Genomic DNA, 24,620 nt, shown 5'->3' on the forward strand with positions numbered 1-24,620 from the left:
CTACTCCAACATTAAGCGCTGTGTTGTTTAATTAGATCGATAAAGTGGTCAAACAGTGGCGCAGCATCATGTGGACCTGGGCTTGCTTCTGGGTGACCTTGGAAACTAAATGCTGGCTTATCTGTGCGGTGGATTCCTTGCAAAGAACCATCAAATAGTGAAACGTGAGTAGCACGCAAGTTTTCAGGTAATGTCTTCTCATCAGCTGCAAAACCGTGGTTCTGCGAAGTGATCATGACTACATTACGATCAAGATCTTTTACTGGGTGGTTCGCACCGTGGTGACCAAACTTCATTTTTACTGTTTGTGCACCAGACGCCAGCGCTAGAATTTGGTGACCTAAACAGATACCAAAAACGGGTAATCCTTTATCAAGGAAAGTTTTCGTCGCTTCTATCGCGTAATCACATGGCTCCGGGTCACCCGGTCCATTTGATAGAAAAACACCGTCTGGGTTTAGTGCCAGTACTTCTTCTGCAGAAGTTTGTGCTGGAACAACCGTTAGGCGGCAGCCTCTGTCGACCAACATGCGTAAAATGTTACGTTTTGCACCAAAATCATAAGCAACAACGTGATAAGGCAAGTCACTGTCATCTTTAGCTTGTGGCAAACCACCTTCTAAAGTCCATGAGCCTTGCTTCCATTGATAAGCTTCTTTCGTTGTCACCTCTTTCGCTAAATCCATTCCTTTCAGACCAGGAAATTCTTTTGCTTTAGCTAATGCCAACACCTCATCAAGGTTGTTTCCTGCCATCACACATCCGTTTTGTGCACCTTTTTCACGCAAAATACGTGTTAGCTTACGCGTATCAATATCCGCGATGCCCACGATGTTTTGAGACTTAAGGTATTCAGAAAGGGATTGTTCGTTGCGGAAGTTGGAAGCGATTAAAGGGAGGTCACGAATTATAAGGCCTTGGGCGTGAATTGAAGAAGATTCTTCGTCTTCGGAATTGGTTCCGGTATTGCCTATGTGAGGATAAGTTAGTGTGACGATTTGTTGAGAATAGGAAGGATCAGTGAGGATTTCTTGGTACCCCGTCATCGAGGTATTAAAAACAACTTCTCCAACTGATGAACCATCTGCTCCAATGGAAACACCGCGGAATACAGTCCCATCTTCGAGGACTAACAGTGCTGGTTTACTCAAGATAACCTCCAGAATAAAAGTGCAAAAGTAATTGTATCGTTTTGTCTATAAACCTCCGCTCAATATTCTTTTTGAGGGGATTTCAGACAAATTGGCGGTATTCTAAAGATGCTAGATATACCTGTCAATAAACAGCTTAGAATAAATTGCCAATTTAAATACATTCGGATAATAAATGCGTCAAACTGCCAAAATAGCAAGTTTACTCAGTCAAATTCGCTTATTCAGAGAAAAAACCTCACGAATCTCGGGTTTATTGACTAAAATGCCTTCCAATAAAGTGAGTTTGGCTAGGTAAACGTTGGCTTTTTATTATAAACTGATTTTTATAAGCCATTACCTCATTTTTCATATAAAAGCTTATAGAAATCAAATAACAAAATTAACTATCTGTATTTTAATGAAATAAAATTCAATTAAAAAAAAATGCACCTCAAAAAGGTGCATTTTCTAAATAACTTTACAACTCATTTAACCCGAGGACATCGGTCATAGTATAAAAGCCTGGATTTTTATCATTTAGCCAAACAGCTGCCTTGACAGCACCATTGGCGAAGGTCATCCGATCTGTCGCTTTATGAGTAATTTCAACTCTTTCACCAATATCAGCAAACATTGCAGTATGCTCACCAACAATATCGCCAGCTCGAATAGTCGCAAAGCCAATTTCGTCTTTAGTGCGCTCACCAGTGATGCCTTCTCGTGCATAGACTGCAACATCACTGAGGTTGTTGCCCATAGCGCCTGCGATGGCTTCACCCATTCCGATTGCTGTACCTGACGGCGCATCCACTTTGTGGCGGTGATGAGCTTCAACGACTTCGATATCGCAATAATCCCCCATTACCTTAGCGGCCTTTTCAAGAAGCTTGAAAACAAGATTCACACCAACGCTATAGTTGGGAGCCATCACTACTGGGATATGTGTAGCCGCTTCATCAATTGCTAGCTTTTCTTGCTCACTGAAGCCTGTTGTACCAATAATAATTTTCTTATTGTGAGTCTTGCATAGGTCGAGATTAGCAAGTGTACTAACTGGCGCAGTAAAATCGATGATGACATCAAAATCATCAATGACTTGATTCAGGTCTTCAACTAACGCTATATCAAGCTTGTTCTCGTTGCACAGTTCTCCAACATCGACACCAACAAGTGAAGATCCTGGCCTTTCAGAACCCGCTCCCATTTGAGCATTTTCATTGAGTAGAGTGGCTTTGACCAAGTTGCGTCCCATTCTACCTGCTGCACCTGCAATCGCTATTCTAACCACACTAAACTCTCCAATTTCTATTTTTTGTTCGGCTTAAGTTATCAGTATTCCGCTCTAGTTTCTAGCATGAGAACTCACGGATAACCCTTTGTAGTACCGGAATGTTGGCTTCAGGGAATTGGTAATCTAATAAGTTTTCCAACTCAACCCAGCAACCTTGCTGGCCTTCTTTGCCGTATGGTTTCTCATCAAAACTTGTTACGGTGAAGAAATCGAACTGCAAACTCTTTTCAGGGTAGTCATGAGTGAGGTATTCAAAGTGAGCGCATTCGGTGACGACAATGCCAATCTCTTCATGTAGCTCTCTACTAAGTGCTTGCTCACGAGTTTCTCCCTGCTCTATTTTTCCACCAGGAAATTCCCACAAACCACCTTTGTGCTTTTTGTCGGGCCTTTTAGTGATGAACACTTCAGATTTATCGGTATTGAATATAATCGCAGCGACAATATGAACTCTTTTCATAATATCAAAATCTCTGACTCTACTTGAACAATCCCCAAGCTCTATCAAAGCCGGGAAGATAGGCTAAAAAAAGAGCCGCCTTAGCGACTCTTAGTATGTTTGTTTAGGCTATTTTGCCATGGCACTGTTTGTACTTTTTCCCACTGCCACATGGACAAGGCTCGTTTCGGCCAACTTTACGCTCTTCACGCACCATAGGCTGTTGCTGAACCGGCTCAGGAGCCTCACCATCATCAAACTGGCTGTGCGCCTGACTGTGCTGAGCTTGCGCCAATTTTGCTGCCGCTTCTGCTGCTGCACGACGCTGAGCTTCCATACGTTCAACTTCTTCTTGCTGCTGTACACGTACTTTCGACAAAACACTAATAACGTCAAATTTCAGTGCTTCCAGCAAACCTTCAAATAACTCAAACGATTCTCGCTTGTACTCTTGTTTTGGATCTTTTTGTGCGTAACCACGTAAGTGAATACCTTGACGCAAATGATCCATCGCTGCCAAGTGCTCTTTCCACAAAGTATCTAGAGTTTGCAGCATGACTGACTTCTCGAAGTTTCTTAGAACTTCTGGGCCAACCGCTTCTTCTTTCTCACGATAAATTGCTACAGATTCAGCCACCACTTTTTCACGCAGTGCTTCTTCATATAACTTGTCATCTTCTTCAAGCCACTGCTTAATAGGCAGGTGCAAGTCGAAATCATTTTTCAAGCGTTCTTCAAGGGCTGGAATATCCCACATATCTTCGAGTGATTGAGGTGGAATGTATTCGTCAATAATAGCGTTGAGTACGTCATCGCGGTTTTGATCCATCATTTCGCTGATGTCGTCCGAACCCATTAGCTCATCACGAAGCTCATAAACGGCGCGGCGTTGATCGTTTGCTACGTCATCGTATTCAAGAAGCTGCTTACGGATATCGAAGTTGCGGCCTTCTACTTTACGCTGCGCTTTTTCGATTGAGCGAGATAGCATCTTACTTTCAATTGCTTCACCCTCTTCCATACCGCTTTGGATTAAGCTTGCCATGCGATCGGAAGTGAAGATACGTAATAAACTATCTTCCATAGATAGATAGAAGCGTGAAGAACCTGCATCACCTTGACGGCCTGCACGACCACGCAACTGGTTATCGATACGGCGAGATTCATGACGCTCAGTACCAATGATATGCAAACCACCAGCTTCTAGAACTTTGTCGTGAACTTCCTTCCAGTCCGCTTTAATTGCCTCAATCTGTTCTTCAGTTGGGTTTTCAAGCTGCTCAACTTTAGTCTGCCAACTACCACCTAACATGATATCGGTACCACGACCTGCCATGTTGGTTGCAATAGTCACAGCACCTGGTGCACCCGCTTCTGCTACAATTTCCGCTTCTTTTTCGTGGAACTTGGCGTTCAATACATTGTGCTTAATCTTGGCATTTTTCAGTGCATTAGAAAGCAGTTCTGATTTTTCAATCGAGACCGTACCAACAAGAGATGGCTGACCTTTCTCAACGCGACCTTTAATGTCTTCAATAATGGCGTTGAATTTCTCAGCTTCCGTACGATAAACCACATCCGGCATGTCATCACGAACCATTGGGCGGTTCGTTGGGATAACTACCGTCTCTAAGTCGTAAATCGATTTAAATTCGAAAGCTTCAGTATCGGCAGTACCTGTCATACCAGATAGCTTTTCGTATAGACGGAAGTAGTTCTGGAAAGTGATTGAAGCCAGTGTTTGGTTTTCGTTTTGAATCTTTACGCCTTCTTTTGCTTCAACAGCTTGGTGAAGACCTTCTGACCAACGACGACCAGGCATCGTACGACCGGTATGTTCATCAACGATAACGATTTCGCCTTTTTCATCAACGATATAATCAACGTTGATTTCGAAAAGCACGTGAGCACGAAGTGCCGCATTAACGTGATGTAGTAAGCTTATGTTGGCAGGAGAATATAGCGTATCTCCCTCTTCCATTAAGCCATTCTTAATAAGCAGTTCTTCCACGTACTCCTGACCTGTTTCCGTCAAGTGAACTTGTTTCTGCTTTTCATCAACGGTGTAGTGCTTATCACCACGGTATTCTTCATCATCCTCTTTATCTTGTTTTTCTAGATAAGGAATCAGTTTGTTGATACGGGTATAAAGATCAGAGCTGTCCTCAGCTGGACCAGAAATAATAAGCGGTGTACGAGCTTCATCGATTAGAATCGAGTCGACTTCATCGACTACAGCAAAGAAGCGCTCGCGTTGAACGCGATCTTCATTTCTGAATGCCATGTTGTCGCGCAAATAATCAAAGCCAAACTCATTGTTTGTGCCATAAAGAATATCTGCTTTATAAGCCTCTTTTTTCTCTTCAGGAATCATATTTGGTACGTTAATACCAACTGTCATTCCTAGGAATTCAAATAGTGGACGGTTTGTCTCGGCATCACGCGCTGCTAGGTAATCGTTGACTGTTACAACGTGGACACCTTTGCTAGGCAAAGCGTTTAGGTAGGCCGGTAACGTAGCGGTTAGTGTTTTACCTTCACCAGTACGCATCTCTGCGATTTGGCCAGCATTAAGAACCATACCACCGATAAGCTGTACATCGAAGTGACGCATTCCAAACACACGCTTAGAGGCTTCACGAACCGTAGCGAATGCTTCTGGAAGTAATTGGTCAAGCGTTTCGCCTTTTTCTATACGTTGGCGAAACTCCACTGTCTTAGCTTTTAGCTCTTCATCGCTAAGTGCCTCAAAAGAAGGCTCATAATTATTTATTTCTTTAACAATTTTTTTAAGGCGGCGTAGTGTTCTTTCGTTACGGCTGCCAACTAACATTGTCAGTAGCTTAGATATCATTTGCTGCGAATCTCTCTTTTCTTCGACATTTTTCCGTCCACTTGCGTGCCTTCAGTCTCTAACTATTTCTTACTAACGATACTGAGATACATCATGTATCTGGTACATTGAGGTGATGACGCTGAATTTCAAGCCGAATTCAAAAATTAAAGGTCCTAGTGTAAGGAATTTTAGGGCGAACAACCATTATCAATACAAATTGTTTGAGATTCTTTTTAGTTTTTTAAGAAAAAACGACAACGAGACAAGTTAGATGGTTAATTTTAGCTTAGCAAATCAATAGTCCAGAGTATAAAATGAGATCAGATTACAATTTTAGAGGTATCCATGAGAGATCATCGGCCTACCACCACGAATGAAATCATTGCTCATTCGAAGCTTGCAGACATTCAACGTCACACAGAAGAGATCATTAAGATCAACGCGTGTCTAAAGTCGATCTTAAATCGATCACTGGCAGAACATTGCCGCGCAGCAAACATTCGAGGCAACATGCTGATATTAGAAGTAGCCAGCGGCGCGATGAAACTTAAACTAGAATATGAAAGACTGGCAATTTTAAACCAGCTAAGAAGATCTGGGTTTGCTAATTTGGTGTCTGTCGAAGTGAAAATAAACCCAGAACTTTATAAACAGATTCAAAATATTAAAAGCAAAGAGAAACCTTCTTCGCGAGTTATTTCTGAGGCTACAGCGCAAACATTATTGATGATTTCACAGCAAGCGCCAGATAAAGTGAAAAAGCAGCTAGAGCGTATTGCCAACTTAGCGAATAAAAAAACACACGAAAAAGACTAAGTACAAAAAAACCAGACCGAAGTCTGGTTTTTATAACTCGATGTTATTAGCGATCAAGCCACAACTACATTTGGATCGGCAAAAGCAACTGGGGATCCTACTTCTTCTTCAAATGTAGCCCACTCCCAAGCTTCTTGGTCAGCCAATACTGCTCGAAGTAGCTTGTTATTCAGGCCATGACCAGATTTAAATGCTTTAAACTCTCCTACAATTGCATGACCACACATATATAAATCACCAATTGCATCAAGCACTTTATGAGTAACAAATTCGTTGTCGAATCGAAGGCCTTCTTCATTCAAGATGCGATATTCATCTAAAACAATGGCACAATCAAAGCTACCACCTAAACATAAACGCTGCGATTGGAGATATTCAATATCTTGCATGAAACCAAAAGTACGAGCGCGAGAAATTTCCTTCACAAATCCTTGAGACGAGAAATCGAAAAGAAGATGCTGCTGATCGGCATCGATAGCAGGATGATTAAACTCGATTTCAAAGTCCATACGGAAACCGTTATAAGGACGAAGCTCTGCCCACTTATCGTCTTCTTCAAAACGAACGGGCTTTTTAATACGAATATAACGCTTAGGCGTATTAAGTGTTTCGATTCCCGCTTGTTGAATAAGATAAACAAACGGGTTAGCACTGCCATCCATGATTGGGATTTCTGGAGCGTCAACTTCAACAATAATGTTGTCTATTCCCATACCAGCAAGTGCAGCATTTAAATGCTCGACTGTTGAAATACGAACACCTTCGTCGTTAACAAGAGCTGTACAAAGCATAGTATCACGAACTGATTCTGGATCCGCTGGAAAATCAACAGGTTGCTCCAAATCCGTTCTACGGTAAACGATACCAGTATTCGCCGCTGCTGGACGCAGGGTCAAAGTGACTTTACGACCAGAATGCAAGCCTACGCCTGTTGTCTTGACAATCTCTTTTAAGGTACGTTGTCTGATCATTTACTTGCCTCAATCCCAAGTGCTTTAAATCACGGTCAAATCCGTCATCGACCGCGCATCCTACCATAATTATGAACAGTGTCAAATTATGATTAACATTTAATCAGCCTGGCGACGTAAAAATGCCGGTATATCTAGATAACCACTCTCTTTTTCTGTCTTAGGTGCCGTATTTTGACTGCTTGCCGTCGAAGGCGTAGCAGGTGAAGACGGCTGAGGAGTCACCTGGTTATTTCCCTGCAAAGGTTGTGCCGGTTTTTCTTCAACTTTTACTGAAGGTTGCGGGGTAATGACCTGCTGCTGTGGCTGAGCTGGCTTGCTCTTCCCTCCTGCAACAAGCGTAATATCTGGCTTTCTTTCGTTTCCAATGCCTGTCGCGACAACTGTTACTCGGATTTCCTCAGACATATCAGGATCCAACGATGTACCAATTACGACAGTCGCGTTATCAGATGCAAACGCTTTTACAGTATTACCCACTGTCTCGAATTCATCAAGACGCATATCCAAACCAGCAGTGATGTTAACAAGAACACCACGAGCACCAGCAAGATCGATATCTTCAAGAAGTGGGCTAGAGATCGCTGTTTCAGCAGCTTCTTCTGCTCTGTCTTCGCCTTTGGAAATACCACTTCCCATCATTGCGTGACCCATTTCCGACATTACCGTTCTTACATCTGCAAAGTCGACGTTAATCATTCCTGGACGAGTAATCAATTCAGCAATACCTTGTACTGCATTTTTAAGAACGTCATTGGCACTCGCAAATGCTTCCAATAACGTAACGCCTCGTCCAAGTACTTTTAACAACTTCTCATTTGGAATCGTGATTAACGAATCCACATGCTTAGATAATTCTTCTATACCTTGCTCAGCAAAAGCTAACCGTTTCTTACCTTCAAAACTAAACGGTTTAGTTACTACAGCAACAGTTAGGATGCCTAGCTCTTTCGCTACTTCTGCGATAACTGGAGCTGCACCAGTTCCAGTTCCGCCACCCATACCGGCTGCTATAAATACCATATCGGCACCAGTAAGAACTTCTTTAATTCTATCTTTATCTTCTAATGCAGCATCGCGTCCGACTTGAGGGTTTGCCCCCGCCCCAAGGCCCTTGGTGATATCGCCACCAATTTGAATGACACTATTAACGCTAGTTTTACGGAGTGCTTGCGCATCCGTATTAACACTAATGAATTCCACGCCTTCGATAGATTCACGCACCATGTGTTCAACAGCATTACCACCGCCGCCACCTACTCCAACGACTTTGATTACAGCATCGTCAGACATTTCCATCATCGGTTCAAACATGTGTTATCTCCGTTTTTCCTGCTTATCAGGTTAAAACTCTTTTTGTATCCAATTACGCACGCGCCCAAAAAGACTCGATACAGCTTGCCTTTTAGGCTCTCTGTATTCTGAGTCGTCAATAACTTGACCGTCTTTTGCATAATGAAGTAAACCAACAGCCGTAGAATGATACGGCTCTTTTACATAATCTGTGAGACCACTAACTTCTAGTGGTTTTCCCACGCGTACTTGATTGCGAAATACTCTTTCCGCGCACTCTATCAAACCTTCGATCTGAGCAGCGCCACCAGTAAGCACTACACCAGCTGCTAAATGATGTTTGATACCTTCCTCTCTCAGTTTCTCTTGGACAGTATCAATCGTTTGATTGACTAACCCCATTAATTCAGTGTAGCGAGGTTCAATCACTTCCGACAAGGTTTGTCGCTGTAAACTGCGCGATGGACGCCCGCCAACGCTAGGAACGTTAACTGCGTCATCTTTACTGACCAATTCACTGAGTGCACATCCATATTTAACTTTAATTTCTTCAGCGTCACTGACTGGCGTCCCAAAGGCAAAAGCGATATCACTTGTAACGGCATTTCCGGCATAAGAAAATACCTCAGTGTGACGAAGAGCTCCTCCCGTCCATATAGAAACATCCATTGTTCCTGCACCGATATCAACCACGCAAACGCCAAGCTCTCTTTCATCTTCGGTAATAACAGCATTGCTTGCCGCAAGACCAGAATAGACGATCTGCTCTACCTTCAAGCCGCAACGCTCCACTGCTTTGATAATATTCCTTGCCATATCATTATGGCAAGAAATTAGATGCACGCTAACTTCCATACGCACACCAGACAATCCAAGAGGATTTTTTATCCCTTCTTGGTAGTCAATAGTAAATTCTTGAGGAATAACATGTAATATACGCTGTTCATCACCAATTTTTATTGATTTTGCGGTGTGTATCGCGCGATCCATATCTTCTTGGGACACTTCCTCGTCTGAAATGGTTCCCATTCCTTTTTCAATTCGGCTCGCGATATGTCGGCCTGACAGAGAAATGAAGACGCTACTAATTTGGCATTCTGCCATTAGCTCAGCCTGATCAATGGCTCTTTGCACGGACTTAACGACAGATTCCAGATCGTTAACTCCACCTTTATCCATTCCCCTAGAAGGGCTAGTTCCTGCACCTATTATGTTAATTTGACCATCTGGTAAAAGTTCACCTACCAAAGCTGATACGGTTGCAGTCCCGATATCTAGACCAACAATTAAGTTGTCGTCAGAGGATTTTGTCATTTTAACTCTCTTGCTTTGATTCTTCGTCTGGAAGCCATCCCACAGCTGCTCCCGTATCGTATCTAAGATCGACGTAACTGACTTTGTCAGCTTTATTTCCTAATTGCTTATACAAAGAGATGAATCGAGCAATTCGTTCGTGCAGTGCATCTTTACCAAGCTCTAACCTAACACCATTGCCAAGGATAATCTGCCAAGCTCCACGCTCATTAAACACTACCGAACTAATATTGAGTCCTAGCTGGTTAAATTTTGGGTTAATTTGTTCCCATAAGTCTAAAACCTGCTCACTAGTCCCTTTAGGCCCATAAAGCTTCACTCGGCTACCTTGTAATTGGCCTATATTGCCATTGAATACTTTTCCTTGTTTATTTAGCAACTCATTGCCATTCCAAATAGCTACCGCCTGATATTCAGTTAGGTAGACATTGATCGTATCCGGCCATTGCTTACGTATTGAAGCACGAGCTACCCAAGGTATCGTCAGCATCGCTTGCTGCAGAGAGTTTACATCCTGAGACATAAATGTCCCGAGATGTCCTAACTTGGCCAATGATTGCTGAACATCTTTTGCCGTTACATGGTGCAGGTCCCCTTGAATAACCATCTTGGATAATGGCAAACGTTGCTCATCCCACATCCAAGAAACCGTTATATAGAGGAAAAAACCGACTAACAGTAACACTACCAACAAAAAGCTAATGCCAGCGGCGTGCTCTTTTAAAAATGGATATTTTGATACTTTCGGGCTTTTATCTAAAGCACTTTCATCCAAAATCCGTTATCCCTGCACTCACTAATAAACCAGTTTCTCAAAAGACAATTTACCGTAACTTTCGAATTATACTGAGGAAGTCAAAGTTATCAAACAATGAAAACGTCAAAAATACACGTAAAACTCACTATTTAGTTAACTGGATCACAGCATCAATTCGATTTATATGCATTCTTCATCTTATTGATATTTAACTCCAGAGACTCTAGCGACTTCGCTACTTTGCCAATATCTCCCGCACCTTGGGTTAATACTAAATCACCATCTTGTAAAACATTAGCCAAAACTGAGGGTAACGTCTTGCTATCAGGCACAAAAATCGGATCTAGCTTACCTCTTCCCCGAATTGTTCGGCACAACGCCTTACCATCGGCACCAGAAATTGGCTTTTCACCTGCAGCGTAAACGTCCAGCATAACTAGCACATCTACTTGATCAAGCACATTGGCGAAGTCGTCATACAAATCTCGAGTACGACTATATCTATGGGGCTGAAATATCATGACTAAACGTTTGTCTTTCCATCCATTTCTGGCTGCCTTTATAGTGACATCAACTTCGGTTGGGTGATGACCATAGTCGTCAACCAGCATAGCTTTACCATTCCCTGTTTCAAACTCACCAAGATGCTCGAAGCGCCGTCCTGTACCCTGTGTACTTTCCATCGCTTTCAGGATTGCTTCGTCAGAAATATCATCTTCAGTGGCGACAGCGATGGCTGCTGCTGCATTTAAAGCATTGTGCCGACCCGGAATATTTAACGTTATAGATAAGCTCTCTTTGCCTTCCCTTACGACGGTAAATTTACCTTGCTGACGCTCTTGACGATAATTTTCTATTCTTACATCTGCATCATCAGAAAAACCATAAGTGACAACTTGGCGACTCACTTGGGGGATCAACTCTCGTACAACTGGGTCGTCGACACACAAAATCGCTTGACCATAAAACGGCAACTTGTGCAAAAAATCTACAAACGTTTGTTTTAGCGTTTCAAAATCACCACCATAGGTATCCATATGATCAGCTTCGATATTCGTTACGATGCTCACCATTGGTTGGAGGTGTAAGAATGACGCATCACTTTCGTCCGCTTCAGCAATCAGAATTCGGCTTGAGCCCAATCGTGCATTGGTTCCCGCACTTTTTACCAAGCCCCCGTTTACAAAGGTAGGATCGAGATTAGCCTCAGAATAAATCTGCGTCACTAATGCAGTTGTCGTAGTTTTTCCGTGCGTGCCCGCTACAGCGATCCCATGTCTGAATCTCATCAATTCAGCTAGCATTTCAGCTCGCCTCACGATAGGAATGCGCAGCTCACGTGCGGCTAGGATTTCTGGGTTCTCTTCATTTATAGCCGTAGAAACGACCACCACGCTGGCTTGTTCTATGTTGGACTTCTGGTGGCCGATATAAACCTTAGCACCTTTACTTTCAAGGCGTTCAGTTACCAGATTGTGTGCAATATCAGAACCGGTGATCTTATAACCTTCATTGAGCAATACTTCAGCTATTCCGCTCATTCCCGCACCACCAATACCAACAAAGTGGATACACTCCACTCGGCGCATTTCAGGAACAACCGCTCGAATTCGAGCTAAATTTTGAGTATGTTTAACAGTCATTTATAATTCTCGTTAATTCGCTATAGCGACAATAGCTTCGGCGACTACACTATCGGCATTAACCTTTGCAGTTTCTCTGGCTTTATTTGCCATATCAAGCAAGCTTTCTCGGTCTAGCTGACGTATTTCTCCAGCCAATTTTTCAACACTAAGATCAGGTTGTTCAATCATTTTCGCGGCTGAGCATTCGATCAACTGTTCGGCATTAAGAGCTTGCTGCCTATCTTTATGCATAAAGGGGACGAATATAGCACCAACTCCAGCTGCTGCAACTTCAGATACAGTCAAAGCACCAGAGCGGCATATCAATAAATCAGCCCATGCGTAAGATTCCGCCACATCACTGATAAACTCAACTACCGAAGCATTTTGAACATGATTATCTTTATATGCTTGAATAACGCTCTCTTTGCTACCTTTTCCTGCTTGATGCAAAACCTCAAACCCTTCGCCTAAGCTTGCCATCACACTAGGCAATGTCTGGTTCAGAACTCTTGCTCCTTGGCTACCGCCCATGACCAGAATACGAATAGGTCCTTGCCGTCCCTTAAATCTTTCATCTGGATTTGGCAAAGCCACGACATCTTCTCGTACTGGATTACCTACCACTTCAGCGGAAGGAAAAGCACCAGAGAAGGCTTGAAAGACTTTGTTAGCAATCTTTGATAACCAGCGATTGGTTAATCCTGCCACCGCATTTTGTTCGTGCAAAACGATGGGAATTCCAAGCGTACAAGCAGCAACACCTCCTGGACCACTGACGTACCCCCCCATACCTAATACCGCATCAGGACGCCAATTTTTCATATGTCGTCTGGCCTGAAGTACCGCATTAGCAATCTGAAATGGCGCGCCTATTAGTCGCAGTGGACCTTTCCCTCGCAAACCTTTAACTTTAATAAAATCAATCTCGATTCCATGCTTGGGCACTAAGTCTGCTTCCATTCGATCAGATGTTCCTAGCCATCGAATTTCCCAGCCTTGCTCCTGAAGTTTTTTAGCTACCGCTAATCCTGGAAATATATGACCGCCTGTACCACCGGCCATCACCATTAATCGTTTATTCTTTGTCATCAGAGCTTTGTTCCGCTAACTGGTCATTTCGTTTTTTTAATCGACACTCATAATCAATTCGCAATAGAATAGCTACCGCGACCGACATTACCACTAAGCTCGATCCGCCATAACTAATCAAAGGCAGCGTTAGACCTTTCGTTGGCATAATACCGGCGGCTGCACCGACGTTAACTAACGTTTGAAAGGCAAACCAAATGCCGATACCTATTGCTAAGTAACCACCAAAATTTTGTCCTTCTTCAAAAGCTCTTTTACCAATCATTATCGCTTTAAACACCAAGCTAAAAATCAACATTAACACCAACACCACACCTACAATGCCGAGCTCTTCAGCAATAACGGCAAAAACAAAGTCGGTGTGCGCCTCTGGAAGATATTCTAGTTTTTGTATGGAATTGCCTAAGCCTTGACCAAACCACCCACCGCGACCAAAGGCGATGAGAGATTGAGTAAGCTGATACCCACTACCAAATGGGTCTTGCCAAGGATCCATAAAAGAAGTAACCCGGCGAATACGGTAAGGCTCAGCTAAAATCAAGCCAACCACCGCAGCAACACCAGCCATCATCAGAGCAATAAATTGTGAGAGCTTGGCACCGGCGATAAATAACATGCCAAACAAGGTGACCAGCATAACAATGACAGTGCCTAAATCCGGCTGGCCTAAAAGCAACACTGCGAGCGCGCCAAAAACCATAATAGGCTTCATAAAGCCGCCAAAAAACGTTTCCCGTACTTCGCTTTGCTTACGAACCAAATAACCCGCCATAAATATAAATAGAGAGAGCTTGGAAACTTCTGCTGGCTGTAAGTTAAAAAAACCAAGAGGGATCCAACGGGAGGCCCCATTGACTGAGCGACCACCAATTAACACCACAATGAGCATGAAAAAAGAAATGGCTAGCAACCAAGAGCTATATTTCAACCACTTCTCTGTTGGAATTTGCAATACAATGGAAGAGACGCCAAGTGACAAAAGCAAAAATATTGCGTGTCTTGTCATAAAATAGAAAGGTTGCCCCGTTAGTCTAGTACTCACGGGAAAAGAAGCGGAAGTTACCATAATCAGGCCGAAAGCCATTAGCCCTAAAGAGATCCAAACTAACTGCCTGTCAAACAACGCTTCAGCGGACGGCTTTGCCAGCCACCGCTTGACACTAATTGCGGAACCCTTTATTTGCATATTTAGTAACAACCCTGTTAAGCGTACTTCTGAGCGAGCTCGGTAAACGCTTCTCCTCGAACCATAAAGTTTTTGAACTGATCAAAACTTGCACATGCAGGTGATAGCATCACCATATCATGTTCCTTTAATAACGGGGCTATCGATTTAATTACATCGTGCATGGTGTCAAATTGCTCAGCAGATGGGTGCAACGGCATAAATTGAGCAGCGTCTTTGCCAAAACAGCAAAGCTTTACATCAACAAAAGATAAATGTTCACCAAGCTCAGAAAAATCTGCACCTTTACCTTCACCACCGACTAACAAGTAAAGCGTACCTTTACAATCCAAACCGGCTAGCGCAGCAGCGGTACTCGCAACATTGGTTGCCTTTGAATCGTTAACCCACTTTATACCTTTTTTATCAACCACTACCTGACAGCGATGCGTCAAACCATTGTAAGATTTAAGTGCATCAAAACCTAGGGAGTAGTCAACGCCAGCTTGTTCAAGTAAAGCGAGGCATACCAAAGCATTCGCAACGTTGTGCCGACCAACTAAAGAAAGGTTCTTGGTAGCAATTAAAGGCTGACTATTTACAGATAAATATTCTTCGCCTTTAACAGAAACCACACCATATCGGGCACTATTGTTAAGACCAAACTCGACGATCTTACTTTGAGTGGGATTGTTTGGGTAGGTTTCCACGTCTTCAGAATTCACTACGCAGCACTCAGCATTGTCGAAAACTCTTAATTTCGCCTGACGATAATCTTCCATAGAGTCATAGCGATCCATATGATCTTCTGACAGGTTTAAAAAAGCAGATGCGGCTGTGCGCAGGCTAGATGTGGTTTCAAGCTGAAAGCTCGAAAGTTCAAGAACATAAAGATCATGATCGCTCTTTAGCAAGTCAAGAGCAGGTAACCCTATGTTCCCGCCAACTCCTGTATTAATTCCACAAGCATTTGCCAGCACTCCCGTCAGGTCTGTTACGGTGCTCTTACCATTGGAGCCTGTGATTGCCAGTACTGGTTTATCCACGTGCCAAGCAAATAGCTCTATATCACCAACCACTTTAATGCCACGCTTCATTGCTTCTTGAATCTCTGGTGTTGCTAAAGCGATACCAGGGCTGAGTACAATCAAGTCTGAATTTAGAAGCCAATCTAAATGCCATCCACCAGAATGAAGTTCGACCTCATTAGAAAGCTGCTCTTTTCCAGGAGGCTCAGCTCTAGTATCCATGACTTTAATGGATAAGTTATTCGGACGGTTTTTCAGAAAGTTGACCACAGATAGCCCTGTGATACCAAGTCCGACTACAACAACATTGGCAATATCTAGCCAAGGATCTACAGCTTTTATGTCTGTCACAACCAAACCCTACTATCGAACTTTTAGCGTTGCCAAACCAATCAAAACTAACACAATGGAAATAATCCAAAATCGTACAATCACTCGCGGCTCAGGCCATCCTTTTAGCTCATAATGGTGGTGAATTGGTGCCATACGGAAAATTCTTTGCCCGCGTAGCTTATAAGAACCCACTTGAAGGATGACGGAGACGGTTTCCATCACAAATACACCCCCCATGATGACCAAAACAAATTCTTGTCTAACCAAAACAGAGATGGTTCCAAGTGCGCCACCAAGCGCGAGCGAGCCCACATCACCCATAAAAACTTGAGCTGGATAAGTGTTAAACCACAAGAAACCGAGCCCAGCACCGACCATTGCAGTACAAACCACCACAAGTTCAGAGGTAAGAGGAATATAAGGAATATGAAGATAATTAGCGAAATTGAAGTTGCCGGTTGCCCAAGCAATCGCTGCCATACCAGCAGACACAAGCACCGTTGGCATGATCGCTAAACCATCTAGGCCATCAGTTAAGTTAACCGCATTGCTCGTCCCAACAATAACGAAATAGCTGAGAATAATATAAAAGAAACCAAGCTGCGGCATCACATCTTTAAAAAACGGGACGACAAGCTGAGTTGCTGCGGTATCTTTACCGTGAACATACAATGCGAAAGCAACAACAAGTGCAATAGCTGACTGCCAAAAGTATTTCCATCGCGCAATCAAACCATCAGTGTTCTTGTGAACGACTTTTCTGTAGTCATCAACAAACCCAACAATACCGTAACCCGTAAGCACCGCTAGTACTGCCCACACATAAGGGTTGGTAAGATCTGTCCAAAGTAGTACGGTAATAATAATAGAAGCGAGAATCATTATCCCGCCCATTGTTGGAGTGCCTTGCTTACTAAAGTGAGATTCAGGCCCATCGTTGCGAACAACTTGACCAATTTGTAACTTCTGCAGCCGTCTAATGACAATCGGCCCCATCCAAAGGGACAAAGATAATGCTGTTATGATACTGAAAATAGCTCTGAACGATAAGTATTCAAACAATCGAAAGAAAGAAAAGTATGGCTGTAACAACTGCGCAAGCCAAATAATCATGAATATTTCTCCTTCAAAGACGCAGCAATTTCGAACATTCGAGCGCTATTTGCCCCTTTGACTAATAATGTGTGTTGGTATTTTTCTTCTAATGATAGATGATGATTTACGTAAGATATCAAGTCGTTATGGCTTTCGAAGTGATTTCCGTGACAGAGTTGGCTAATTACTTTTGCATCGTCACCATATGTTAAAACATGGTCAAAACCATACTGAGCAGCATGTTCTGCTACTTCTTTATGCAAGCTTTCACTTTCACTGCCAAGCTCCGCCATGTAAGCAAGAATTAACCACTTTTTACTAGAATAACAATCAAGCAAATCCGCAGCTGCTTTCATTGCTGGAACACTCGCATTATAGCTATCATCAATGAGCGTTATGTTATCAGTTAATTTGATAACTTCCACTCGCCCTTTCACATTCGATAGGTGCGCTAAACCAGCTTGGATATCTTCAAGGCTAACATCCATTTCTAACGCTAGAGCGGATGCCGCTAACGCGTTGGCAATATTATGTTCTCCAACAATAGCAAGCTGGATTTCTGCAGAGCCGCGTGGCGTATGTAATACAAAATCGGCTTCACCTTTTGAATTCATCATTACACAAGAGGCGAAAAAGTCAGCCTGAGGATTGGTCACGGAAAAAGTTCTGACTTTTTTATCTTTTAGAACATCTGTCCACAGCTCTTCACCGCAACTATCCAAGTTGAGAATGGCGCTGCCACCCGCAGATAAACCTTGGTAAATTTCGCCCTTGGCAATTTTCACACCTTCAATTGAGCCAAACCCTTCAAGGTGTGCTTCTGCAACGTTATTGACTAATGCCACATCTGGCTTAACTAGCTGCGTGGTATAAGCAATTTCACCGATATGGTTAGCTCCGAGCTCAATCACTGCGAATTTGTCTTCTGGAGCAGAACGCAACAGTGTCAACGGCACGCCAATATCGTTGTTAAAATTACCTTGTGTATACATCACTTTTCCAGCCCGAGACAAAATACTGCTTAACATCTCTTTTACTGTTGTCTTACCACAGCTACCAGTGATTGCCGCCGTTTTCGTTTCACATTGTTGATGCACCCAAGCGCCAAACTTACCCAGAGCGAGTTTCGTATCTTCTACCACAAGTTGAGGTACCGATACTTTTTGCTCAGACGAAACCAGCAAAGCGCAAGCACCGGACTCGATAGCTTGCTCAACGAAATTATGTGCGTCGAAACGCTCTCCGACCAGTGCAATAAACAATGCTCCAGATTCGATATTTCTGGTGTCAGTGGAAACAGAATCTATTTCTATACTCTGGCCAATCAATTTTGCATCGAGCACTTGAGTTAATGTTTGAAGTGAAACTTTTATCATGAGATGAGTCCTAGTAAAGTTTGGGCAGACTCTCTGTCAGAATAATGAACGGTCTCTTGCCCTATTACCTGATAGTCTTCGTGTCCTTTCCCTGCAAGAAGAATAATGTCTTCAGGGTTTGCTGTGTTGATTGCGTGAGTGAGAGCTTTGAATCGGTTATGTTCAACCAAAACGGCATTCGGTGTATTAGTACCACGCAAAATATCTGTCACTATTATGTCTGGGGATTCGCTACGTGGATTGTCGTCCGTTACAATTACGCAGTCTGCCAATCTTTCGGCAATTTCTCCCATCATAGGGCGTTTACCAGTATCTCTGTCTCCGCCACAACCAAAGATCGCCCAAAGCTTTCCACTACAGTGAACTTTTAAAGCCTTGAGAGCTTTTTCCAACGCATCGGGAGTATGAGCGTAATCGACAACCACTTTCGCTTTGCCTACCGTTTGGAAAAGCTCCATTCTGCCAATCACTGGGGTAATATTTGCCGCCTGATTAACCAACATATCTTTGTCGATACCTAACTCCAATAAAGCACCAAAAGCCAACAAGACATTGGACGCATTAAATTGGCCGATTAAAGGAACAGAGAGTTTCCCGCTGCCATATTCACCATCGAACTGTATTTCAATTCCTTTGGTTGAGTAATTGACTTTCTTGGCCCATAAAGCACGTTGTTCGCCAGTCTGTGGTTGCAAAGAAATAGCCAAGGCATTCGGCATTTCATCGAGCCAAGTTTTACCCACGTCATCATCCGCGTTAATGACCGCATGTTTTGTTTTGTGCTTTGTAAAAAGAGACTGCTTGGCTTTAGCGTACTCTTCCATCGTATGATGATAATCAAGGTGGTCACGACTTAGGTTTGAAAAGACGCCAACTTCGAATTCTGTCGCCTTTACTCGATATTGCACCAAACCATGAGAAGAAACCTCAAGCGCTGTAATTTGAGCACCTTGTTGTTCTAATTCATGTAATGTCTTTTGAATTTCAATGGCATTACCTGTTGTATTAACAGCGGGCTGCAAATTCGACAAAAAGCCGTTACCTGTGGTACCCATTACTGCAGCTTTTGTTTCTACCAGCTCAAGCCACTGTGCTATAAGCTGTGTAATTGTCGTTTTACCATTTGTACCTGTAACACCTATGAAACGACAATTTTCGGTAGGATAAATTCGAGCAGATAGTTCAGATAAGTAGTGAGACAAATTCTCAATATTAACGACTGGTACACCCTCGACCATATTGATGAATCCATGCTCGTTACGACTGCTCGCCTCAGCTATGACGCAATTTGCGCCATTTTTTATCGCTGATGGGACAAACTTACGGCCATCAACTTCATGCCCATTCATTGCCACAAACGTATCGCCTGGTGAAATTTGCCTACTATCGAGCTGCAAATCCTTTATTTGAAGTGCTGCATATGGCGTGTTTGATAGTTCAACCCAAGGAGAAAGCAATGTTGCTAGTGTATGTTGTGTCTTCATAATTGTGCTTCCTACTTTTAGGATTATTTCTTCGCATCTGGTGGAATATTCAGTATTTGCAAAGCACCTTTCATGATTTTTGCAAACACGGGACTAGCAACCGTACCGCCGTAGTAATTATCCCCTTGTGGCTCATTCACCATCACTGCTAGAGCAAGCCTTGGGTTACTTATTGGTGCAATACCGGCTGTATAAGCGAAATACTCGTCGCTATATTCACCATTTTCTGCTTTACGAGATGTACCTGTTTTAGCCCCGACTTGGTAGCCAGGTACTGCCGCTTTTACTGCCGAGCCACCAGGCTCTGTTACGGCCTCCAGCATTTTCAATACGCGTTTAACATTTTCATGGCCAAACACCTGACGACCTTCAGCCTGATGGCTGGTTTTTACAATATGCAAGGGCATATAATGACCGTAGTTACCCAAAGTGGCGTAGGCATGCGCTAGCTGTAAAGGCGTAATACTTAAACCATAACCAAATGCTAGAGTCGCTATTTCAATCTTCGACCAGCGACGACGATTCGGGAATATACCCGTCGTTTCACCAACTAAGTTAAGCCCAGAAAGCTCTCCAAATCCGGCGGCGCTGTACATATGCAGAAGTGTTTGAATCGGCATTCTCAAGGCCAACGTTGCTACACCGACATTACTCGATTTTTGCAATATCGTCGTCAGATCAGCCTTGCCCACTTTTTCAGTATCTGTAACTAAGCTTCCTCCAACTCGCATAACGCCATTACCAGTATCAATCACAGTGTTCGGTTTCGCAGCGCCACTATCAAGTGCAGCCAAAATTACAAATGGTTTCACCGTTGAACCAGGTTCAAATGCATCGGTAATGACCCGGTTACGCATATTGAAGCTCTTTAAATCCGAGCGATTGTTGGGATTATAAGAAGGCGCGTTAACCATAGCGAGAATCGCACCCGTTCTTACGTCAATCAAAACCGCCGAGGCAGACGTTGCTCGATAATCAGCAACGACTTGTTTAATTGCTCGGTAAGCGATAGCTTGAATTCGTTGATCAATGGTTAAAGTAAGCGGCTTACCTTCTTGGCGTTTTTCAAGCGAAATATTCTCCACCACACGACCATAACGATCTTTGCGTATTACTCTTTTGCCCGCTTCACCGGTCAGCCAATCGTCATAGCTACGCTCAACACCTTCTAAGCCATGGCCATCAATACCTGTAACACCCACAATATGAGCACTGGCTTCACCAGCTGGGTAATATCGACGAGATTCGTGCTTTAATCCCACGCCTTTAATTTTTAACTCTCGTACGTAGTTCGCCATGGCAGGGCTGACTTGCCGCTGAATATAGATAAAGCGCTTCTTAGCGTTTTTCTTTATCTTATTGACTAATGCGTGGCGGTCCAAATCCAATACGTCGGCAAGCGCGTACCATCGCTCAAGGTCTTTCAAATCGCCATCTTTTATGATGGTTGCTGGATCAGCCCAAACCGCATCAACAGGAACACTTACAGCAAGAGGTTCGCCGTTACGATCGTAAATAATGCCGCGAGCAGAATGAAGAACTTTGGCTCGAATGGAACGAATGTCCCCTTGATGAATAAGATTTCCGGGCTCTATTACTTGGATATAGGCAATACGACTAACAAGCGCTGCAAACGCTACGAATACAAAGAAAATTACAAGGTAGAAGCGCCAACGGATCAGTAGCGGCGCGTGAGTATCTTCCTTGCGTTCAGGCTTTGAGTTTGACTTGGATTTTTTTGATTTCATTTGGCTGAAAAAGTCACTTCCTTGCTTGAATCTGGTCGTACCATGTGAAGTTCGGTCTTAGCGATTGTTTCGACCCGACTACTGTCCGCTAATGATGTTTCCTCAAGAAGTAGGTTACGCCATTCATCATCCAGCTTTTCTCGCGCCACTAACGTTTTGTCCTTTTCAGCGATCGCGAGCCGTGTATTGTAGGTGGTAAATACGACACCCATAGAAGTAAATAAAATCAGAAACAACAACAAGAGAGGCAATCGACCGACTGTCACTAAATCTTTGGCAATAATCTTGGCTAAGTTGGGTGACGACTGCTTCATAATTCCATTACAGTTTTTCTGCGACTCTCAATACTGAGCTGCGTGAACGAGCATTAGCATCTATTTCTTCTTGCGAAGGTTTAATTGCTTTGCCAATAGGCTTTAGGTTTGCAGAGCCTAAAGCTTGAATTTCTTTTTCTGTTAACGGTAAGCCATGAGGAACTTGCGGGCCTTGGCTCTCCTTGCGGATAAATCGCTTCACCATTCTGTCTTCCAGAGAGTGAAAGCTGATCACCGATAAACGTCCTTGCTGAGACAAAATACTTGCTGCACCTTTTAAAGCTACATCGATTTCTTCAAGCTCACTATTGATATATATACGTAACGCTTGAAACGTTCGCGTTGCTGGGTGTTTTTTCTCTTTGAAACTCTTTGGCGCAGCCTCTGATATTAATTTGGCTAACTGAGTAGTACGTGTCAACGGCTCTTGCTGTTCATCTTCTCGAAATGCGACAATGGCTTTTGCAATTCGTCGTGCATGCTTATCTTCACCAAATTCACGAATGACCCATGTGATGTCATCCAACTCTGCGTGCGCAAGCCATTCAGAGACTGGTATCCCAGATGTCGGATCCATACGCATGTCTAGCGGGCCATCTTTCATAAAGCTAAAACCGCGCTCAGCATCGTCTAATTGAGGTGATGACACTCCCAAATCAAAAAGCACGCCATCAACCTTACCTGCTAAGCCATACTCTTCAGCATATTGAGAGATGTTAGAAAACGGCCCATGAACAATAGTAAACCTAGGATCCTCAATTTTATTTGCTTCTGCGATTGCTTGAGGATCTCTATCAATACTGTACAGTCGACCCTCTTCACCCAGTTTCGACAAGATCGTTCGACTATGACCACCTCGACCAAATGTTCCATCGATATAAATACCGTCAGGTTTAATTGCTAACCCGTCTACCGACTCATTGAGTAATACAGATACATGTTGGAACGATTCAGTCATGATAATCTCGCCACGCAGCCCAAAGCTTGTTGATAATAACGTTAAAACGTCAAGTTAACTGACGACTATAGCATTGAGGGCCGCTGCTCACACCTCATGTTATTGAGCTAATTCTAGTATTTAGAAATTAATTTTCGTCAGTTACAAGTAAAAAACCCATCATAACTTGTTGTTATGATGGGCTAATAAAAGGGAGGAGTTGACACATAAGCCGGGTTCTGTGCCGCTTTCGCGGTAGTAGCCATTCGTCTAGGCCAGCAATCGCTCACTGGCTCAAGCAACCTACCCGCTTCCTTACGCGAGCAGCGCAATATGGAAGCCTATTTGGTCTTGCTCCGGGTGGAGTTTACCTTGCTACGAACTGTTACCAGACGCACGGTGCGCTCTTACCGCACCCTTTCACCCTTACCTGTACCCATAAGGCCATCGGCGGTTTTCTCTCTGCTGCACTTGTCGTGGGCTCGCGCCCCCCAGGCGTTACCTGGCACCCTGCTCTATGGAGCCCGGACTTTCCTCCCCTTCACCAGTCTCCCAAAGGACATCAATGAAGCAGCGACTACCCAGTCAACTCCGAGGCGCGATTGTATAGATTATCGAGAAACCTGTCTATAGTGAAAAGGCGTAGAAACGGTATAAACGATCAATTGTTAACGTAGTTGACCTATAAATTTTCTAATCCCCACTTATAAAGGGCATTCTTTTTCAGTTGATGAAGCTCTGCGGTTATCGCTGCAGCCTTTTTCAGTGGTAATTCTTTTGCTAAAACAGACAAGGTACGTGCCGCTTCATCTGAAATTTCTTTGCTAACTTCTTCTCGATAGCCATGAATCAGCAGCACCATCTCGCCTTTCTTGCGATTGTCGTCTTCATCTACCCAAACTATTAGCTCACCAAGAGGCAAACCTTGAATCGTTTCAAAGGTTTTAGTCAGCTCTCTCGCGAGCACGACTTCTCTATCCGGGCCAAGAACCTCAAGCATATCTTTTAAAGTATCTTGTATACGGTGTGTTGACTCGTAAAAAATACTGGTCGCCGTCGATTTCTCAATTTGTCTTAGTTTGTCTATTCTGCCTTTACTCTTGGCAGGTAAAAAGCCCTCAAAGCAAAACCGATCCGATGGTAAACCTGATGCGCTCAAGGCCGTAATCACAGCGCAAGCCCCTGGCAATGGGACAACTTTGACGCCTGCTTGACGACATTTTTTTACTAAGTGGTACCCTGGATCACTAATTAGAGGGGTTCCTGCATCAGAAACCAATGCAATGGAGCTTCCTGCTAAAATTTTTTCGACCAAGACCTGCGCTTTTTGTTGCTCGTTATGATCATGTAACGCAAAAGTTTTAGTATGAATATTGAAGTAAGATAATAATTTTCCGGTGTGTCGAGTATCTTCCGCAGCGATAAGATCGACTTCCGTTAAGACTTCTATGGCTCGCTGAGTAATATCACTCAGATTACCAATAGGAGTCGGTACAATATAAAGAGTTGGGATGTTAGCCGATAATATTTTGCTATCTGTCATTTGTTAACTATCACTTCAACGATTAATATA

General features: G+C 43.3%; 20 protein-coding genes and 1 other RNA gene. 1 reads left to right on the forward strand and 20 read right to left on the reverse strand.

Translation table 11 applies throughout. The annotated features are described in order from the left end of the window. Positions 1-11: 11 nt before the first annotated feature. From carA to secA, 4 genes are all read right to left on the reverse strand, one after another. Positions 12-1,151, reverse strand: coding sequence for a glutamine-hydrolyzing carbamoyl-phosphate synthase small subunit (gene carA, locus ACM2FC_RS15055; RefSeq protein ID WP_498481783.1), 1,140 nt, complete (start codon positions 1,149-1,151; stop codon positions 12-14). A gap of 460 nt (positions 1,152-1,611) precedes the next feature. Beyond that, entirely contained in the window at positions 1,612-2,421 is an 810-nt protein-coding gene (gene dapB / locus ACM2FC_RS15060; RefSeq protein ID WP_498481784.1) for a 4-hydroxy-tetrahydrodipicolinate reductase, read from the reverse strand. Positions 2,422-2,482: 61 nt separating this feature from the next. Continuing rightward, complete coding sequence (mutT, locus tag ACM2FC_RS15065; protein ID WP_498481785.1) at positions 2,483-2,884, reverse strand: 8-oxo-dGTP diphosphatase MutT; 402 nt, start codon at positions 2,882-2,884, stop codon at positions 2,483-2,485. Between the two features lie 103 nt (positions 2,885-2,987). Beyond that, the gene (gene secA, locus ACM2FC_RS15070; RefSeq protein ID WP_498481786.1) at positions 2,988-5,717 is read right to left on the reverse strand and encodes a preprotein translocase subunit SecA; all 2,730 of its coding nucleotides are present in this window, start codon (positions 5,715-5,717) and stop codon (positions 2,988-2,990) included. A gap of 327 nt (positions 5,718-6,044) precedes the next feature. On the opposite strand from secA, the gene ACM2FC_RS15075 reads away from it, so the two are divergent. Then, positions 6,045-6,515 carry a DUF721 domain-containing protein gene (locus ACM2FC_RS15075; RefSeq protein WP_498481787.1) on the forward strand — a complete coding sequence of 157 codons (471 nt, stop codon included), beginning with the start codon at positions 6,045-6,047 and terminating at the stop codon, positions 6,513-6,515. A gap of 53 nt (positions 6,516-6,568) precedes the next feature. Here ACM2FC_RS15075 and lpxC read toward each other — a convergent pair whose 3' ends face one another. The 16 genes from lpxC to rsmI all read right to left on the reverse strand — a co-directional run bounded on the left by lpxC (position 6,569) and on the right by rsmI (position 24,590). Then, a complete protein-coding gene (gene lpxC / locus ACM2FC_RS15080) occupies positions 6,569-7,486 on the reverse strand; it encodes a UDP-3-O-acyl-N-acetylglucosamine deacetylase (RefSeq protein WP_498481788.1) in 918 nt (305 codons plus the stop codon). Between the two features lie 99 nt (positions 7,487-7,585). Further along, complete coding sequence (gene ftsZ, locus ACM2FC_RS15085; RefSeq protein ID WP_498481789.1) at positions 7,586-8,800, reverse strand: cell division protein FtsZ; 1,215 nt, start codon at positions 8,798-8,800, stop codon at positions 7,586-7,588. Positions 8,801-8,830: 30 nt separating this feature from the next. Further along, on the reverse strand, positions 8,831-10,093 hold the full coding sequence (gene ftsA / locus ACM2FC_RS15090) for a cell division protein FtsA (protein ID WP_237362962.1): 1,263 nt from the start codon (positions 10,091-10,093) through the stop codon (positions 8,831-8,833). A gap of 1 nt (position 10,094) precedes the next feature. After that, the gene (locus tag ACM2FC_RS15095) at positions 10,095-10,868 is read right to left on the reverse strand and encodes a cell division protein FtsQ/DivIB (RefSeq protein ID WP_498481790.1); all 774 of its coding nucleotides are present in this window, start codon (positions 10,866-10,868) and stop codon (positions 10,095-10,097) included. A 152-nt stretch (positions 10,869-11,020) separates the two neighbouring features. Next, positions 11,021-12,493, reverse strand: a complete 1,473-nt coding sequence (gene murC / locus ACM2FC_RS15100) for a UDP-N-acetylmuramate--L-alanine ligase (RefSeq protein WP_498481791.1) — start codon at positions 12,491-12,493, stop codon at positions 11,021-11,023. Positions 12,494-12,505: 12 nt separating this feature from the next. Next, on the reverse strand, positions 12,506-13,567 hold the full coding sequence (gene murG / locus ACM2FC_RS15105; protein WP_498481792.1) for an undecaprenyldiphospho-muramoylpentapeptide beta-N-acetylglucosaminyltransferase: 1,062 nt from the start codon (positions 13,565-13,567) through the stop codon (positions 12,506-12,508). Next, entirely contained in the window at positions 13,554-14,753 is a 1,200-nt protein-coding gene (gene ftsW, locus ACM2FC_RS15110) for a cell division protein FtsW (protein ID WP_498481793.1), read from the reverse strand. The genes murG and ftsW overlap by 14 nt, the downstream gene beginning before the upstream one ends. A gap of 17 nt (positions 14,754-14,770) precedes the next feature. Next, positions 14,771-16,111 carry a UDP-N-acetylmuramoyl-L-alanine--D-glutamate ligase gene (gene murD / locus ACM2FC_RS15115; protein ID WP_498481794.1) on the reverse strand — a complete coding sequence of 447 codons (1,341 nt, stop codon included), beginning with the start codon at positions 16,109-16,111 and terminating at the stop codon, positions 14,771-14,773. A gap of 12 nt (positions 16,112-16,123) precedes the next feature. Then, the gene (mraY, locus tag ACM2FC_RS15120; protein WP_498481795.1) at positions 16,124-17,206 is read right to left on the reverse strand and encodes a phospho-N-acetylmuramoyl-pentapeptide-transferase; all 1,083 of its coding nucleotides are present in this window, start codon (positions 17,204-17,206) and stop codon (positions 16,124-16,126) included. Next, a complete protein-coding gene (locus ACM2FC_RS15125; protein ID WP_498481796.1) occupies positions 17,203-18,564 on the reverse strand; it encodes a UDP-N-acetylmuramoyl-tripeptide--D-alanyl-D-alanine ligase in 1,362 nt (453 codons plus the stop codon). The genes mraY and ACM2FC_RS15125 overlap by 4 nt, the downstream gene beginning before the upstream one ends. Further along, positions 18,561-20,048 carry a UDP-N-acetylmuramoyl-L-alanyl-D-glutamate--2,6-diaminopimelate ligase gene (gene murE, locus ACM2FC_RS15130; RefSeq protein WP_498481797.1) on the reverse strand — a complete coding sequence of 496 codons (1,488 nt, stop codon included), beginning with the start codon at positions 20,046-20,048 and terminating at the stop codon, positions 18,561-18,563. The genes ACM2FC_RS15125 and murE overlap by 4 nt, the downstream gene beginning before the upstream one ends. 23 nt (positions 20,049-20,071) lie before the next feature. After that, positions 20,072-21,796 (reverse strand): penicillin-binding transpeptidase domain-containing protein, encoded by a 1,725-nt coding sequence (locus tag ACM2FC_RS15135; protein ID WP_498481798.1) that lies wholly within the window; start codon positions 21,794-21,796, stop codon positions 20,072-20,074. Then, positions 21,793-22,110: a cell division protein FtsL gene (gene ftsL / locus ACM2FC_RS15140; protein WP_498481799.1), complete on the reverse strand. Its 318-nt coding sequence runs from the start codon at positions 22,108-22,110 to the stop codon at positions 21,793-21,795. Before ftsL ends, ACM2FC_RS15135 begins: the two co-directional genes overlap by 4 nt. Positions 22,111-22,117: 7 nt before the next feature. Beyond that, positions 22,118-23,068: a 16S rRNA (cytosine(1402)-N(4))-methyltransferase RsmH gene (gene rsmH, locus ACM2FC_RS15145; RefSeq protein ID WP_498481800.1), complete on the reverse strand. Its 951-nt coding sequence runs from the start codon at positions 23,066-23,068 to the stop codon at positions 22,118-22,120. A 191-nt stretch (positions 23,069-23,259) separates the two neighbouring features. Continuing rightward, positions 23,260-23,640, reverse strand: an RNA gene (gene rnpB / locus ACM2FC_RS15150) — RNase P RNA component class A. A gap of 89 nt (positions 23,641-23,729) precedes the next feature. Further along, positions 23,730-24,590, reverse strand: coding sequence for a 16S rRNA (cytidine(1402)-2'-O)-methyltransferase (gene rsmI, locus ACM2FC_RS15155; RefSeq protein WP_498481801.1), 861 nt, complete (start codon positions 24,588-24,590; stop codon positions 23,730-23,732). Between the last annotated feature and the right edge of the window lie 30 nt (positions 24,591-24,620).

The organism is Vibrio sp. A37, assembly GCF_059777565.1.